19 protein-coding genes are annotated in these 14,347 nt (G+C 62.4%); 11 read left to right on the top strand and 8 right to left on the bottom strand.

Going from position 1 to position 14,347, the window contains the following annotated elements; all coding sequences use genetic code 11:
- The 3 genes from AC1D0I_RS11405 to coaD all read right to left on the bottom strand — a co-directional run.
- Nucleotides 1-494 (bottom strand): peptidylprolyl isomerase (locus AC1D0I_RS11405; protein ID WP_477395144.1); only part of this gene is annotated, 494 nt, incomplete at its 3' end.
- A gap of 40 nt (nt 495-534) precedes the next feature.
- Complete coding sequence (locus AC1D0I_RS11410) at nt 535-1,122, bottom strand: peptidylprolyl isomerase (RefSeq protein ID WP_095085052.1); 588 nt, start codon at nt 1,120-1,122, stop codon at nt 535-537.
- Nucleotides 1,123-1,138: 16 nt separating this feature from the next.
- A complete protein-coding gene (gene coaD / locus AC1D0I_RS11415) occupies nt 1,139-1,639 on the bottom strand; it encodes a pantetheine-phosphate adenylyltransferase (RefSeq protein WP_477395145.1) in 501 nt (166 codons plus the stop codon).
- 194 nt (nt 1,640-1,833) lie between these two features.
- On the opposite strand from coaD, the gene AC1D0I_RS11420 reads away from it, so the two are divergent.
- On the top strand, nt 1,834-1,986 hold the full coding sequence (locus tag AC1D0I_RS11420) for a hypothetical protein (RefSeq protein WP_095085054.1): 153 nt from the start codon (nt 1,834-1,836) through the stop codon (nt 1,984-1,986).
- A 69-nt stretch (nt 1,987-2,055) separates the two neighbouring features.
- On the opposite strand, the gene gyrA is transcribed toward AC1D0I_RS11420, so the two are convergent.
- Nucleotides 2,056-4,854, bottom strand: a complete 2,799-nt coding sequence (gene gyrA, locus AC1D0I_RS11425; protein ID WP_477395147.1) for a DNA gyrase subunit A — start codon at nt 4,852-4,854, stop codon at nt 2,056-2,058.
- A gap of 210 nt (nt 4,855-5,064) precedes the next feature.
- Between gyrA and AC1D0I_RS11430 the strand changes: the two genes are divergently transcribed.
- Complete coding sequence (locus AC1D0I_RS11430) at nt 5,065-6,765, top strand: SulP family inorganic anion transporter (protein ID WP_477395149.1); 1,701 nt, start codon at nt 5,065-5,067, stop codon at nt 6,763-6,765.
- Nucleotides 6,762-7,382: a ParB-like protein gene (locus tag AC1D0I_RS11435; RefSeq protein WP_477395151.1), complete on the top strand. Its 621-nt coding sequence runs from the start codon at nt 6,762-6,764 to the stop codon at nt 7,380-7,382. The genes AC1D0I_RS11430 and AC1D0I_RS11435 overlap by 4 nt, the downstream gene beginning before the upstream one ends.
- On the opposite strand, the gene AC1D0I_RS11440 is transcribed toward AC1D0I_RS11435, so the two are convergent.
- Nucleotides 7,346-8,245 (bottom strand): helix-turn-helix transcriptional regulator, encoded by a 900-nt coding sequence (locus AC1D0I_RS11440; RefSeq protein ID WP_477395152.1) that lies wholly within the window; start codon nt 8,243-8,245, stop codon nt 7,346-7,348. The genes AC1D0I_RS11435 and AC1D0I_RS11440 overlap by 37 nt on opposite strands.
- A gap of 85 nt (nt 8,246-8,330) precedes the next feature.
- Here AC1D0I_RS11440 and AC1D0I_RS11445 point away from each other — a divergent pair, with 85 nt between their 5' ends.
- The 3 genes from AC1D0I_RS11445 (at nt 8,331) to AC1D0I_RS11455 (ending at nt 10,068) form a co-directional block, all read left to right on the top strand.
- Nucleotides 8,331-8,867: a hypothetical protein gene (locus AC1D0I_RS11445; RefSeq protein ID WP_477395154.1), complete on the top strand. Its 537-nt coding sequence runs from the start codon at nt 8,331-8,333 to the stop codon at nt 8,865-8,867.
- Between the two features lie 32 nt (nt 8,868-8,899).
- Nucleotides 8,900-9,277: a VOC family protein gene (locus tag AC1D0I_RS11450; RefSeq protein WP_477395269.1), complete on the top strand. Its 378-nt coding sequence runs from the start codon at nt 8,900-8,902 to the stop codon at nt 9,275-9,277.
- 161 nt (nt 9,278-9,438) lie between these two features.
- Complete coding sequence (locus AC1D0I_RS11455; RefSeq protein WP_023736559.1) at nt 9,439-10,068, top strand: MarC family protein; 630 nt, start codon at nt 9,439-9,441, stop codon at nt 10,066-10,068.
- 26 nt (nt 10,069-10,094) lie between these two features.
- Here AC1D0I_RS11455 and AC1D0I_RS11460 read toward each other — a convergent pair whose 3' ends face one another.
- From AC1D0I_RS11460 to AC1D0I_RS11470, 3 genes are read right to left on the bottom strand one after another with little or no spacing between them, the layout of a single operon-like run.
- Complete coding sequence (locus AC1D0I_RS11460) at nt 10,095-10,520, bottom strand: OsmC family protein (protein WP_457152553.1); 426 nt, start codon at nt 10,518-10,520, stop codon at nt 10,095-10,097.
- A gap of 48 nt (nt 10,521-10,568) precedes the next feature.
- Nucleotides 10,569-10,982, bottom strand: a complete 414-nt coding sequence (locus AC1D0I_RS11465; protein WP_477395156.1) for a DUF2306 domain-containing protein — start codon at nt 10,980-10,982, stop codon at nt 10,569-10,571.
- Between the two features lie 27 nt (nt 10,983-11,009).
- Nucleotides 11,010-11,528 carry a single-stranded DNA-binding protein gene (locus tag AC1D0I_RS11470; protein WP_095085060.1) on the bottom strand — a complete coding sequence of 173 codons (519 nt, stop codon included), beginning with the start codon at nt 11,526-11,528 and terminating at the stop codon, nt 11,010-11,012.
- Between the two features lie 211 nt (nt 11,529-11,739).
- On the opposite strand from AC1D0I_RS11470, the gene AC1D0I_RS11475 reads away from it, so the two are divergent.
- The 5 genes from AC1D0I_RS11475 to AC1D0I_RS11495 are packed head-to-tail and all read left to right on the top strand — an operon-like array spanning nt 11,740 to nt 14,019.
- Nucleotides 11,740-12,129, top strand: coding sequence for a cupin domain-containing protein (locus tag AC1D0I_RS11475; protein WP_477395158.1), 390 nt, complete (start codon nt 11,740-11,742; stop codon nt 12,127-12,129).
- 45 nt (nt 12,130-12,174) lie between these two features.
- Entirely contained in the window at nt 12,175-12,489 is a 315-nt protein-coding gene (locus AC1D0I_RS11480; protein ID WP_457154746.1) for an ArsR/SmtB family transcription factor, read from the top strand.
- 14 nt (nt 12,490-12,503) lie between these two features.
- Nucleotides 12,504-13,004, top strand: a complete 501-nt coding sequence (locus tag AC1D0I_RS11485) for an SRPBCC family protein (RefSeq protein ID WP_477395160.1) — start codon at nt 12,504-12,506, stop codon at nt 13,002-13,004.
- Between the two features lie 26 nt (nt 13,005-13,030).
- Complete coding sequence (locus tag AC1D0I_RS11490) at nt 13,031-13,636, top strand: ATP-dependent Clp protease proteolytic subunit (protein WP_477395162.1); 606 nt, start codon at nt 13,031-13,033, stop codon at nt 13,634-13,636.
- Nucleotides 13,633-14,019, top strand: a complete 387-nt coding sequence (locus tag AC1D0I_RS11495; protein ID WP_477395164.1) for a hypothetical protein — start codon at nt 13,633-13,635, stop codon at nt 14,017-14,019. Before AC1D0I_RS11490 ends, AC1D0I_RS11495 begins: the two co-directional genes overlap by 4 nt.
- Nucleotides 14,020-14,347 lie beyond the last annotated feature (328 nt).

Below are 14,347 nucleotides of genomic sequence, written 5' to 3' on the forward strand. Positions count from 1 at the left end.
ACCTTCAGCGACACGATCTTGTCAGGATCCGGCACCGGCTCGCCGCGCTTGATCTTGTCGACATTGTCCATGCCTTCGATGACCTGGCCCCAGACCGTGTACTGGCGGTTGAGGAAGGCGGCATCGTCGAAGCAGATGAAGAACTGCGAATTGGCCGAGTTCGGGTTTTGCGAACGGGCCATCGAACAGGTGCCGCGCCCATGGTTGGCGTTGGAGAATTCAGCCTTGAGGTCGGGCTTGTCGGAGCCGCCCATGCCCGCACGCGACGGAGCAAAGGAGGGCTTGCTGGAATTGCCGAACTTGACGTCGCCGGTCTGCGCCATGAAGCCGTCGATGACGCGGTGGAAGACCACGCCGTCATAGGCGCCTTCGCGTGCCAGTTCCTTGATACGGGCGACATGGCCGGGCGCCAGGTCGGGGAAAAGTTCGATGACGACGTTGCCCTTGGTCGTCTCCATGATGAGCGCGTTTTCGCGGTCCTTGATCTCGGCCATGTCAGATATCCTTTTCAGAAAACAGAGTTATTCGACAACTTTACTTGTCTGCGGCGATGCGCACCTTGAGCATCCGGTCAGGGTCGGTGACCGTGCCATTGTCCGCTTCGTCGCCCTTCTTGATGTGGTCCACCAGTTCCATGCCGCTGACGACGGTGCCGACGATGGTGTATTGGCCATCGAGGGGCGGCGCCGGCGCGAACATGATGAAGAACTGCGAATTGGCGGAGTTGGGGTCCTGCGAGCGGGCCATGCCGACCACGCCGCGCTTGTAGTGTTCGGTCTGCGAGAATTCGGCAGGCAGGTCGGGTTGATCGGAACCGCCGGTGCCGACGGCCTCGGCGCTAAAACCCTTCTTCATGTTACCGAACTTGACGTCGCCGGTCTGCGCCATGAAGCCGTCGATGACGCGGTGGAAGGCGACGTTGTCATAGGCGCCCTGGCGCACCAGCTTCTTGATCTGCGCGACGTTCTTGGGTGCCAGATCGGGCCGAAGCGCGATGGTGACGTCGCCGTCCTTCAGCGTGATGATCATGGTGTTTTCCGGGTCGGCGGCGAAGGCCGAGACAGACGAAGTCACAAGACCGGCAAGCACAATGAGGAACGAGGCAAGCTTTTTCAGCTGCATATCAATCTCCGGGATCTTATTTCGCGAATTTGGCGGTGAGCGCACCGGCAACCGCCGCCGGCACGAAGGGGCGGATGTCGCCTCCCATCGAGGCAATCTGGCGGACAAGTGTGGCGGTAATGGTGCGCACGGACGGGCTGGCGGGCAGAAAAACCGTCTGCAGTTCAGGCGCCATGGTCTCGTTCATGCCGGCCATCTGCATCTCGTAGTCGAGGTCGGTGCCGTCGCGCAGGCCTCGGATCATGATCGAGGCGCCCTGCTTCCTGGCCGCGTCGATGACCAGCCCGTCGAAGGCCACAACCTTGATGCGCGCACCGTCGCGGCCAAATAAAGTCTTCGTCGCACTCTCGATCAGCGCCACCCRTTCCTCGAAGGAAAACAGCGGCTGCTTGCCCGGGTGGATGCCGATGGCCGCATAGACGACGTCGGCCACCGCCAGCGACGCTTTCAGCACGTCGAGATGGCCGTTGGTCAACGGGTCGAAGGAGCCGGCATAGAGGGCGATGCGTTCAGTCATGGCTGGTGCTTCTAACGAGCCTCTCTCGCAAAGGCAAATCCGATTGGCGAGCCGGTCGTGAACCTTTTCCGCCACGTGAACGACAGATGAACATGCTGATCACGAAGCCTTCACGCAGCGTTCACCAGGTTGCACCTTAATAAGATGAAACCAAAATCCCATATCTTCGTTGTTAGGCGCAGGAGAACACACACATGCTGATCTACATGCTCGCCACCGCAATGACCGTCGCCATGCTGATCGCCACCGTTTTCGGCTTGCATCAGGAGGCTCAGCGCATCCGCATCAAGGCCAACACTAAGCGCTTCGAAGGTTTTGGCCCCCGCAAGCCATATCGACACTACTAAGTTTCGCCTGAACGTGCCACCACGCCGGCCAATGGGCCGGCGTTGCTATGTCAAAACCTGGCGCTGGACTTATTCAGCGCTGTCCGGGCCGGCGTCCGCCGTCGGATCAATCTCAGAGCCGGCGCTTTCTTCGATTTCCTCGTCCGCCTGCGGTTCGGATATCCGCTCGACCGAAACCACCTTTTCACCTTCAGCAGTGTTGAAGATGGTCACGCCCTTGGTGGCGCGGCTGGCGAAACGGATGCCGTTCACCGGCACCCGAATGACGGTACCGCCGTCCGACACCAGCATGATCTGGTCGTCATTGCCGACCGGGAAGGTCGCCACCAGCCTGCCGATCTCGGCTACCTTCGAAACGTCGGTGGCACGAATGCCCTTGCCGCCGCGTCCGGTCAGCCGGAAATCATAGGACGACGAGCGCTTGCCGTAACCATATTCGGTCACCGTCAGCACGTACTGCTCGTGTTGCTTGAGGAACTCGTAGCGCTCGTCGGAAAGCTCAGTCTCCTCGCCGACCTCTTCATTGGTCAGCGCGATCTCTTCCTCTTCGCCAGCCGCGATGCCAGCGGCAAGGCGCCGTTCGGCCGCTGCCCGCTTGAGATAGGCGGCGCGTTCGGCCGGCGGCGCATCGACATTCTCGATCACCGACATCGAGATGATGCGGTCGGTCTCGGCCATGGTTATGCCGCGCACGCCGACCGAATTGCGGCTCTGGAACACGCRCACGTCGCCGACCGAAAAGCGGATGCACTGGCCGGAGCTGGCGGTGAGCAGCACATCGTCATTGTCGGTGCAGGTCTCTACGCCAAGGATCTCGTCGCCCTCCTCCTCCAACTTCATGGCAATCTTGCCGTTGCGGTTGACCTGGACGAAGTCGGAAAGTTTGTTGCGTCGCACGGTGCCACGCGTGGTGGCGAACATCACATCGAGCTCGCCCCAGCTGGTCTCGTCCTCGGGCAGCGGCATGATGGTGGTGATGCGCTCGCCCTGCTCCAGCGGCAGCATGTTGATCAGCGCCTTGCCGCGCGATTGCGGGTTGCCGATCGGCAGCCGCCAGACCTTCTCCTTGTAGACGATGCCGCGCGAGGAGAAGAACAGTACCGGCGTGTGCGTGTTGGCAACGAACAGCCGGGTGACGAAATCCTCTTCCTTGGTCGACATGCCGGAGCGGCCCTTGCCGCCGCGGCGCTGCGCCCGGTAGAGCGACAGCGGCACGCGCTTGATGTAGCCGGAATGGCTCACCGTAACGACCATATCCTCGCGCTGGATCAGGTCCTCGTCTTCCATGTCCGCGCCACCATCGGTGAGCTCGGTGCGGCGTGGCGTGCCAAACTCGTCTCGAACGGCGGCAAGCTCATCCTTGACGATCTGCTGAACCCGAGCACGGGAAGACAAAATGTCCAGATAATCAATGATTTCGGCGCCGATCGTGTTCAACTCGTCGGCGATCTCGTCGCGGCCGAGCGCGGTCAGGCGCTGCAGACGCAGTTCGAGGATGGCGCGCGCCTGCTCCTCGGACAGATTGTAGGTGCCGTCCTCGTTGATGCGATGACGCGGGTCGTCGATCAACAGGATCAGCGATTCGACGTCGCCAGACGGCCACCGCCGCTCCATCAACTGCTCACGCGCCGTCTGCGGATCCGGTGCGGTGCGGATGAGCTTGATCACTTCGTCGATGTTGGCGACGGCGATGGCGAGACCGACCAGGACATGGGCGCGGTCGCGCGCCTTGCGCAGCAGGAATTTCGTACGCCGGGTGATCACTTCCTCGCGGAAGGCGACGAACGCCCTCAGCATGTCGGTCAACGTCAGCAGTTCCGGCTTGCCGCCGTTGAGCGCAACCATATTGGCGCCGAAGGAGGTCTGCAGCGGCGTGAAGCGGTAAAGCTGGTTGAGGATGACGTCGGCGACGGCGTCGCGCTTCAGTTCGATGACGACGCGGTAGCCCTGGCGGTCACTCTCGTCGCGGATGTCGGAAATGCCCTCGATGCGCTTGTCGCGCACCAGTTCGGCCATCTTCTCGATCATCGACGACTTGTTCACCTGGTAGGGAACCTCGGTGATGATGATCGACTCGCGGTCGTTGCCGCGTTGTTCGATGTTGACCTTGCCGCGCATGACAATGGAGCCGCGGCCGGTTGAATAGGCGCTGTAGATGCCGGAACGGCCAAGCACGATGCCGCCGGTCGGGAAATCCGGCCCCGGGATGATCTCCATCAGTGCCGGCAGGTCGATCGCCGGATTGTCGATGATGGCGATGGCGCCGTTGCAGACTTCGCTGAGATTGTGCGGCGGGATGTTGGTCGCCATGCCGACGGCAATGCCGCCGGAGCCGTTGACCAGCAGATTGGGGAACCGTGCCGGCAGAACCTTGGGCTCGCTGCCGGACGCATCATAGGTGTCCTGGAAATCGACGGTGTCCTTGTCGATATCCTCCAGCAGCTCATGCGCGACCTTGGTCAGCCGCGATTCGGTATAGCGCATCGCCGCCGGCGGATCGCCGTCGATGGAGCCGAAATTGCCCTGTCCGTCGATAAGCGGCACGCGCAGCGACCAGTCCTGCGCCATACGCACCAAAGCGTCGTAGATCGAGGCGTCGCCATGCGGATGGTATTTACCCATCACGTCGGCGACCGGGCGCGCCGACTTCACATATTTGCGGTTCCAGTGGTAACCGCTCTCATGCGAGGCGAAGAGAATGCGGCGATGCACCGGCTTCAGGCCGTCGCGCACGTCCGGCAGCGCACGGCTGACGATCACGCTCATTGCGTAATCGAGATAGGAGCGCTGCATCTCCTCGACGATGGAGATCGGCTCGATGCCGGTGGGGCCGCCGTCGGCGCCGCGCGGTGTCTTTTGGTCGGTCAAATCGGATCACAATCTAATCAGGAATCACTCGCTGCTTATATAGGAAGCAAGCCCGAAACTCCAATATCTGCGACACTTTTCCAGTGTCAATTTTAGTGGTAATTTCAAAAGGATACCACTGATTGCGACGATATGGCCAAGGCGGTTTCGCCGCCACCAAGGCAAAAGCCTGCGATGGACCGTTTTCCCCCAGCGAAAGCCACGAGCGCGATGAATTGGACCTCTTGGCTGCCGTTGCGAGCCCTGAGTGGTTGGACGCCGAGGGATCTGAACGGCGATCTGGTCGCGGGCCTCACACTGGCCGCGATCGCCATTCCCGAACAGATGGCGACCGCCCGCCTCGGCGGCTTTGCTCCCGAGGTCGGCTTCTTCGCTTTTGTTGCCGGTTCGGTGGCGTTCGCCCTGTTCGGTGCCAACCGGCACCTGTCGGCCGGTGCGGATTCGACCATCACGCCTCTCTTTGCCGGCAGTCTCGCCGTGCTCGCCGCAGCCGGGTCGCCGCACTATCTGGCGCTGGCTTCCATGCTGGCGCTGATGGTCGGGCTGATCGTGATTCTGAGCGGTGTCTTTCGCCTTGGTTGGGTCGCCGACCTCCTGTCGGTGCCGGTCACGACGGGTTTTCTGGCCGGCATCGCCGTCCATATCATCTTTTCGCAATTGCCCGGACTGCTCGGCCTGCCCGCCGAGAACGGTCAAACCTTGCGGCGCATCGGTGAGATCGCCGGCAGCCTGCATCTCACCAATCCCTGGAGCCTCGGACTCGGCCTCGGCGTCTTCGGAACCGTATTCTGCGCCGAACGCATCAGCGCCCGCATCCCCGGCGCATTGATCGGCATGGTGCTCGCCACCTCTGCGGTTGCCGTCTTCGGCCTCGAGGATCGCGGCGTCGAGGTGCTCGGCGCCTTGCCCAATGGCCTGCCACGGGCCAGCCTGCCGCTTGCCAGCCTTGGCGATGTGCAGGCGCTGGTCCCGCTGGCATTGCTGATCGCCATCGTCGTCATGGTGCAGACAGCGGCCACCTCCCGCTCCTTCGCGCCGCAACAGGGTGACGCTCCCGACGTCAATCGCGATTTCATCGGCGTCGGTGCCGGCAGCATCGCATCGGGCCTGTTCGGCGCCTTTGCGGTCAATGCCAGCCCGCCGCGCACGGCAATCGTCTCCCAGTCGGGTGGCCGCTCACAGGTCGCGGGTATCATTGCCGCGGCCATCGTGCTGGCGCTGGGTGCTTTCGGTGGCGGCCTGCTCGCCGATGTTCCACAGGCCGCCCTTGCCGGTGTTCTGCTATTCGTCGCCCAGCACATTCTGCGCTGGAAGGTGTTCGCCAATGTCTACCGGCAGGCGCCGGTCGAATTCGCATTGATCCTCATCACCATGGCAGCCATCGTCGTGCTACCCATCGAGACCGGCGTTGCGATCGGCATCGGCCTGTCACTCCTGCATGGAATCTGGACCGCAACGCGCACGCAACTGATCGAACTGGAACAGGTGCCGGGGACTTCGGTGTGGTGGCCGCCCAGCGAACCAGTTGCCGGCGAACAGCTTCCCGGCGTGCTCGTCGCGGCATTCCAGGCGCCGCTGTCCTTTGTCAATGCCGACGGCTTCAAGCGCGGCTTTGTCGATCTTGTCGATGCCAGGGGTGGGAGCGTGAAGCTGGTCGTGCTGGAGGCCAGCAACATCGTCGAGATCGACTACACTGCCGCGCAAGCCCTGATCGACACCATCACCCATTGCCGCAATGCGGGCGCGATCTTTGCCATCGCGCGGATGGAATCGCTGCGCGCCCAGGCGGCGCTGGCACGATTTGGCATCGCCGACCTGATCGGCCCGCAGCGGATTTTTCGCAGTGTCGATGGCGCCATCAGGACGCTCGCTCCGGACCAGCAGCCGCAACAACAGGACAAAGCCAAATGACCACCACGCGGGAACCCTTGTTGACCCCGGTCGCAGTCAGAGATCTACGGCCGACGCAGATCACCGTCGGCATGCGGGAAGTCGCCTTGAAGCGCCAGATGCTCCGCTTACAGAGCGCCAGGAAGACCGGCACTTTTCTCGGCACCCATATGGTCCCCGTCGTGCTGGGGCCGAAGAAGCGCAACTATGTCACCGATCACCACCATCTCGCCCGTGCCCTGCTCGAGGAAGGCATCGGGGATGTTCTGGTTACGGTGATCAGCGACCTGTCGGACCTAGACAAGGACGCCTTCCTCTTCGTGCTCGACAATCGCGGCTGGATGCATCCGTTCGACGAGAACGGCAGGCGCCGGGGCTACGACGCCATTCCCAAGACCATGGCCGAACTCGTCGACGACCCCTACAGGAGCATGGCCGGTGAACTGCGCCGGCAAGGTGGTTTCGCCAAGGACACTACTCCGTTCAGCGAATTCCTGTGGGCCGACTTTTTGCGCCGGCGCATCGACCGGGATGCGGTGGCGAAGAATTTCGACAAGGCGATGAAGGAGGCCCTGAACCTGGCCAAGGCCAAGGACGCCGACTACCTGCCGGGCTGGTGCGGACCGACGTCCGACTGACGCCACAAGGCCGCAGCGACGGATGAAGGCGGCACAACGCCGCTCGCCCGGCGCATGCGATACTGGCCCGGCGTCTCGCCCATGACGCGTCGAAACCGGCGATTGAACGTCGACAAATCGTTGAAGCCTGCGTCGAAGGCGATCACCGAAACCGCATCGTCGGACAGGCGCAGCCGCACCGCCGTGCGATGCAGCCGGGTCTTAAGCAGGAACTGGTAGGGCGTCATGCCCGCGACCTGCCGGAAGATGCGCAGGAAATGATAGGGGCTGGTCGCGGTCTCGTCGGCAAGCGCTGAAAGCGAGACCGGCCTGTCGGCATCGAGTTCGATCCGCCGCACCGCTTCGGCAACCCGCTTCTGATCGCGGCGGCTTAGCGCGCGCCTGACAGGCGTCGTGCCAGCGACTGCTGCCACCGCGGCACCCGCAATGCGCAGCCCGAGTTCCTCGAAGGCGTCGATGTCGGCCATCTCGCGAGCGGTTTCCGCTTCGGCGAGTAAGGATGCCAGGGCCGGCAACGGCGGCAGGCGTGGCGCCGTGAAAGCCAACTTCTTCGCGCCCGGCACACCTGCCACGATCCGTTCCATATAGGCAGGCCCGAAATGGAACGAGAGGCAACGGTCGCCGCTGCCATGTTCATGCCCGCATTCGTAGCATGTGCCGGGATTGCCGAGCAGGAGCGCGCCGGGCGCCAGCATCGCTGTGCCTTGTTGCGCGCGATAGCGGAACGTGCCGCTGGAGACCGCGGCGACGCAGAAATCCCGATGGGCTTCCTCGAACGGCCGCTCACCGGCGCTGGCCGTGCAGATCACATCCGCCACGTGCCAGCCGGCCCCTAATGCGAGAGTACGCGTGGTCGCTGTCATGACCGAAATATAGCAATTTTTCCCAAGCCCAGAACCCCATCGCGGCCTACTCCTCCCGGTCTCCTGACAAGAAGAGACCGGAGCCATGTACGACCAATCCTCCTTTGCCGAAGCCTTGCACAGTGCCGGACCAATCGACGGACTTGCTGAAAAACTGAACCTCTATGGCCGTTTCGTCGGCGCCTGGACTTTTGACGCCTCCCGCCATCTCGAGGACGGCACGGTGCTGACCGGGAGTGGCGAAGTGCATTTCGGCTGGGTGCTGGAAGGCCGGGCAATCCAGGACGTGTGGATCCTGCCCGCGCGGGACGCCGGCCCCTCGCCTTCGCTCGGCAAATGGACGTTCTATGGCACGACATTGCGCGTCTACGACCCCGCCACCGACGCCTGGCACATCTTCTGGAGCGACCCACGCAACCAGTATTACAGCCGGCAGCTCGGCCGTGCCGAAGGCGACACGATCGTGCAAGTGGGCGCCGATGGCGCCGGCTCCTCGGTGCGCTGGAGCTTTTCGCGCATCACCGAGAATTCCTTCCGATGGCTCGGCGAGCGCTCACATGACAATGGCGCGACATGGCGGCTGGAAGCCGAATTCCTGGCGCGCCGAACGGCAACAAGCTGACGCTACAAGCCATTGTAACAATGGAGAAAAATATATTCGATCATATCTCGATCGGCGTTCGCGACGCCTCCGCTTCCAAGCGCTTCTACGATGCTGCGCTGAAACCTCTCGGCTATAGCTGCCTCAGCCAGTCGCCGGGCTCGTTGGGTTATGGCGCGCAAGGCGTCGTGCTATGGGTCAACGAGGCCGCGCGACCGGTGCCATCGGACGCAAAATCCGGCCTTCATTTCTGCTTTGCGGCACCGACGCGGAGCAGCGTCGACGCCTTCCATGCCGGCGGCTTGAGCGAAGGCGGCAGCGACAATGGCGCACCGGGCCTGCGCGCCGACTATGGCGAAAACTACTATGCCGCCTTCGTCGTCGATCCGGACGGTTATCGCATCGAGGCCTATTGTGGCGCTGCCGGCTAAAACAACTCCAGAATAAATGTGAAACGACTTCCTGTCCGGAATTGCGTCAACATGAAAGGAGGGTCGAAGTCTTCGGTTTCGTCCCTCTGACGGTTCCCACCGACCGGGCTTTGCTCTACCAATGTCATGGTGCGGGCACGGCCCGGCGGGAGGGGTCAAAGATGCCGAGCTTCGACAGCCTGTTCAACGCCTTCGTCACCATTCTCGTGACCATCGATCCGCCTGGCCTGGCGCCGCTGTTTCTCGCCGTGACACGCGGCATGAACCGCGAGGAGCGCCAGCAGGTTTCCGTCCGCGCCTCGATCATCGGTTTTCTGGTGATGGCGCTGTTTGCGGTTGCCGGCGCCTCGATCCTGTCGGTGTTCGGCATCACGCTGCCGGCCTTCCGCGTCGCCGGTGGCTTCCTGTTGTTCTTCATCGCTTTCGAAATGGTGTTCGAGCGGCGGCAGGACCGCAAGGAGAAGATCGGCGACGTCGCCATCACCAAGGACATGATCCACAACATCGCCGCCTTCCCGCTGGCGATCCCGCTGATCGCCGGCCCCGGCGCCATTTCGGCGACGGTGCTTTTGTCCAGTTCATTCCAGGGCTTCGCCGCGCAGGCGGCGCTGGTCGGCATCATCTTCGTCTGCCTTGCCATCACCTATCTGGTGTTCGTGCTGTCCGAACGCATCGACCGCATCCTCGGCCAGACCGGGCGTTCGATCCTGACCCGGTTGCTCGGCGTCATCCTGGCGGCACTTGCCGTGCAGTTCGTCGCCGACGGCATCAAGGCGCTGATGGCGGGATAGCTCGCGACGAGCCGCCGAAGCCGACCCTACTTCGCCGTTGTATCGATGACTTCGAAATCGTGGGTGATCGTGGCGGTCTTGGCCAGCATCGCGGAGGCTGAGCAGTATTTTTCGATCGAAAGATCGATCGCCCGTTTGACCTTGTCGCTGGAGAGCGACCGGCCCTTGACGACGAAATGCATGTGGATGCGGGTAAACACCCTGGGCTCGGTTTCGGCCCGGTCGGCGTCGAGCTCGACCACGCAATCCTCGATCGCCTCGCGCCCCTTTTCGAGGATATGCACGACATCGTAGGCCGAACAGCCRCCGGTGCCGATCAGCACCAGTTCCATCGGACTAGGTCCTGGCGTCTTGCCTTCCGGTCCGAGCGCGGTTCCCAGCACTACTTTGTGGCCGCTGCCGGATTCGCCGACGAAGGTGCGCTCCTCCACCCACTTTACACGTGCTTTCACCTGATATTCCTTCCACTTGGGGTCATCCGCCTCAAGGATTAAATAGGATCATGGTCCGGCTCGCGCGACGCCAAAGACGACATCGTGCATGACCCTGCCCGGCAACAGCGTGAAGATGCCGGCCCCGACCAGCGCAAAGACATACAGCGCAATCATCGACTTGCGATGCTTGGCGACGCGATGATTGTGCGCGTGCCACACCGCCAGCGGTACGGCGACCAGCACCAGGATCGACAGGAGATGGATCGGACTGAAAGGACCGACGAGGCGGATCTGATGAATCCAGAAACTCGAGACGGCGATGACCAGCATCAGCGCGGCCCAGACATAGCCCGCAATGCGATGGCGCGGCGTTCCCTTCGGCAGCGCCAGCTGCGTGGCCCCTATCGCCAGTGCGGCGAAAGCCGCAAAGGCATGCCAGGGAACCGGAGAAGGGGCGGCAAGCAGCGGTTGCAGCGACATTGCCGCCTCTCCCGTGGCTGATTGTCCTCAGAACGGGATTTCGTCGTCCAGTTCGCGCGACGAACCACCGCCACCGCCGCTCTTGGCGCCGCCGCCACGATTGAAGCTTTCGCTCGGACTGGACTGCCCGAAATCGGAACCACGGCTGCTGCCACCACCGGCATAGCCGCCAACCTGACCGCCCTCACCCTGGCCGCGTGCGTCGAGCATCTGCAGCTCGCCCCGGAATTTCTGCAGCACGACTTCCGTCGTGTACTTGTCGTTGCCGGTCTGGTCCTGCCATTTGCGCGTCTGCAACTGGCCCTCGACATAGACCTTCATGCCCTTCTTCAGATACTGCTCGGCCACCTTGGCAAGCTGATCGTTGAAGATGACGACGTTGTGCCACTCGGTCTTTTCCTTGCGCTCGCCGGAATTCTTGTCGCGCCAGCTTTCCGACGTCGCAATGCGGATGTTGACGACCGGCTCGCCCGAGTTCAGGCGACGGATTTCCGGATCTGCACCGAGGTTGCCGACCAGAATGACCTTGTTGACGCTACCCGCCATGATATTTCTCCGCGCTCATCCGAAACAAATTTTTGTCGCAGCACCTTACAGGCTGCAGACCATCGCCGCCTGCTATGGCTGGCTTTTCCCACAAGGTTTTTGTTCCCTTTTTGTTCTATGACGCCCGTGGCGTTCTGTCAATGTTTGTCAGCAAGATGTAGTGTTCCGGTCCGAAATTTCCATGAAATCGGGAATGGGTCGGGGGCAATCAATGAACTCCGTCACACATGAGGACCAGCCACGCGAGCAATGGCGAGCAGGTGTGGGAACGCGTATGCATGTGTCGGCAAGCAACGGTGCATCGCAACTTTGCATATTCGAGCAATGGGTCGAGCCCACGGTAGGTGCCCCAACGCATTGGCATCCCGTCGAGGAAGTGCTGACCGTTATCGCCGGCAGGGCCGAGATGTGGATCGACGATGAGCACAACGTCCTGACTTCGGGCCAGTCTCTCGTTGTTCCCGCGAACAGGAAACACGGGTTCAAGAACGTCGGCACCGGAACGCTTCACATCCACGCTGTGCTTGCGTCGCCAATCTTCGAGGCGACGTTTGATGGACCTGCCGGGGTGGTGAGGCGCTGGCTTCCGACCAGCTCGTAAAAACAGCGCTTGCCAAATCAATAAGTATCGACTTATGCTTTTGCCATGATCGAAGCAGAGATTTTCCGCGCCCTTGCCGACCCGACGCGCCGCGCCGTCTTTGAGCAGCTTGCCGCTGGCGAAATGAGCGTCTCGGAATTGCGCAACGGCATGACGGTGTCGCAACCCGCCGTCTCCCAGCATCTGGCGGTGTTGCGCAGCGCTGGCTTGGTGGTCGAGCGGAGAGCGGGCCGCAACGCCTACTACCGCGCCGATCCGCAAGGGCTTGCCCCCTTGCTCTCCTGGATCGAACGCTACCGGACCTTCTGGCCGGAGCGCATCGAAAGGCTGAAGGCGGTTTTGAAGGACATGGATCAATGAAGAGCATGGGATCAATGACAGACCAAAGCCACGCGGACACCAACACTGCGCCCGACGCGATCGAGTTTGAGTGCGACCTGCCGGAGCCGCCGGAAAAGGTGTGGCGGGCACTGACCGTGCCGGAGTTGCTCGCTGCCTGGATGATGCCGAACGACATCAGCCCTGAGACCGGCAGCCGTTTTGCCTTCGCCGGGCCGGACGCGGCGATCGAATGCGAGATCATCGACGCCGAGCCCGAGCGGTTGCTGCGCTATTCCTGGCGCGAGCGGCCGCAGCCAGGCGATGCCGCGCGGCAGGCTGGGCTCGACAGCCCGCTCGACAGCATTGTCACCTTCACACTCGCCCGCACCGTTTCCGGCGGCACGCATCTGCGCATCGTCCATGACGGTTTTGCCCGAACGGCAATGCCCGCCGTTGCCATGGCCGGCGCCGGCTGCAGCCTTTCGCTGGGGTCGCGCAATCCAAGACGGCCGGCCGCCGCGAACACGCCTTTGCTGTTGCTGCGCGCGGCCTGAACAACGAAACGGACGGAGACGAAACAATGAGCGGCCTTGCCAATCTGGTTCCGATGGTGATCGAGCAGTCGAGCCGCGGCGAACGCGCCTTCGACATTTTCTCGCGCCTGCTGCGCGAGCGCATCATCTTCATCAACGGTGAAATCAACGACGACATCTCGGCGTTGGTCTGCGCGCAGATGCTGTCGCTGGAATCGGACAATCCCGACAAGGAGATATCGCTCTACATCAACTCGCCTGGCGGCGTGGTGACCAGCGGTTTCGCCATCTACGACACCATGCAATACATCAGCTGCCCGGTGTCGACAGTGTGCATGGGCTTTGCCGCGTCGATGGCCTCGTTTCTGTTGATGGCGGGCACGGCCGGGCGTCGCATCTCGCTGCCGAACGCCACGATCCTGCTGCATCAGCCGCTGGGTGGATTCCAGGGTCAGGCCTCCGACATCCAGCGCCATGCCGAGCGCATCGGCCAGACAAAGCGGCATATGGCCGAACTCTATGCGCAGCATTGCGGCCGCACCCATGAAGAGGTCGAGCGCACGCTGGACCGCGACCACTTCATGACGGCCCGCGAGGCTCAGGCCTGGGGTCTTGTCGACCATGTTTTCGATACGCGCAAACAGGCCGCGTGAGGCTGAAGCGCGTCGCCGGCTGTCGAAGATTTGACGACGCCGGTCTGGTCGCCTCGTCGACACGCCCCTATAACTGGGCGATGACCGACACTCATCCGTCCAGAACATTGCATCGCGTCATCGCCGTGGTCGTGATCGCTCTTGCCGGCTCCATGAGCGGCACCGCCATTGCCGACGACAGCTCGCCGGCAGCGCGGAAAGGCGCCCTGCCCGGCGTGACCAGCGACTATCGCATCGCCAAGCCGGCTCCGCAGCCCGAACCCGACGACGCATCCCCCAGCAATGGGAACGGCCAGTTCAAGATCGGCAACACGAATGTCAGGATTTCCGGCAGCATCACAGTTGATGTCGGCGCTGGCGCCACCGGGCTGCCGCGCCACTGACTGCATGATCTGTCCAGCGTCGTGCGCCGCGCCATGGTCGACAAAACAAGCCGCGCATGAAAATGGCCCCGCCGTGCTTTGCGCAAACGGTCGGGGCCTTTTTGGATCTCAAATCCAATTTTTGCCGGGAGTGTACTGCCGGCGTTTGATTTCGGATGCTCCGCGGCATTCAGCCGACGATCCGACTAGCAGTCTCTGATTTTTGTGGGATATGGCAGGTCACGGTTTGCCGGGTGGCGCAAACGCTAAACCCTGGCACTTATGCCTGCCGCGGCTCCAGTGACAACTGGAACCCTAGGGGACGATCCGGTGGCGTCATGGCTCCACT

This window comes from Mesorhizobium sp. P2_D1 (assembly GCF_056404455.1).

Coding starts and splice junctions, on each gene's coding strand:
- AC1D0I_RS11440 (WP_477395152.1), bottom strand. CDS start 8,245: ATGACAGCGACCACGCGTACTCTCGCATTAGGGGCCGGCTGGCACGTG.
- AC1D0I_RS11465 (WP_477395156.1), bottom strand. CDS start 10,982: ATGTCGCTGCAACCGCTGCTTGCCGCCCCTTCTCCGGTTCCCTGGCAT.
- AC1D0I_RS11475 (WP_477395158.1), top strand. CDS start 11,740: ATGAACTCCGTCACACATGAGGACCAGCCACGCGAGCAATGGCGAGCA.
- AC1D0I_RS11410 (WP_095085052.1), bottom strand. CDS start 1,122: ATGCAGCTGAAAAAGCTTGCCTCGTTCCTCATTGTGCTTGCCGGTCTT.
- AC1D0I_RS11485 (WP_477395160.1), top strand. CDS start 12,504: ATGACAGACCAAAGCCACGCGGACACCAACACTGCGCCCGACGCGATC.
- AC1D0I_RS11480 (WP_457154746.1), top strand. CDS start 12,175: ATGATCGAAGCAGAGATTTTCCGCGCCCTTGCCGACCCGACGCGCCGC.
- AC1D0I_RS11470 (WP_095085060.1), bottom strand. CDS start 11,528: ATGGCGGGTAGCGTCAACAAGGTCATTCTGGTCGGCAACCTCGGTGCA.
- AC1D0I_RS11455 (WP_023736559.1), top strand. CDS start 9,439: ATGCCGAGCTTCGACAGCCTGTTCAACGCCTTCGTCACCATTCTCGTG.
- AC1D0I_RS11430 (WP_477395149.1), top strand. CDS start 5,065: ATGAATTGGACCTCTTGGCTGCCGTTGCGAGCCCTGAGTGGTTGGACG.
- AC1D0I_RS11490 (WP_477395162.1), top strand. CDS start 13,031: ATGAGCGGCCTTGCCAATCTGGTTCCGATGGTGATCGAGCAGTCGAGC.
- AC1D0I_RS11420 (WP_095085054.1), top strand. CDS start 1,834: ATGCTGATCTACATGCTCGCCACCGCAATGACCGTCGCCATGCTGATC.
- AC1D0I_RS11445 (WP_477395154.1), top strand. CDS start 8,331: ATGTACGACCAATCCTCCTTTGCCGAAGCCTTGCACAGTGCCGGACCA.
- AC1D0I_RS11435 (WP_477395151.1), top strand. CDS start 6,762: ATGACCACCACGCGGGAACCCTTGTTGACCCCGGTCGCAGTCAGAGAT.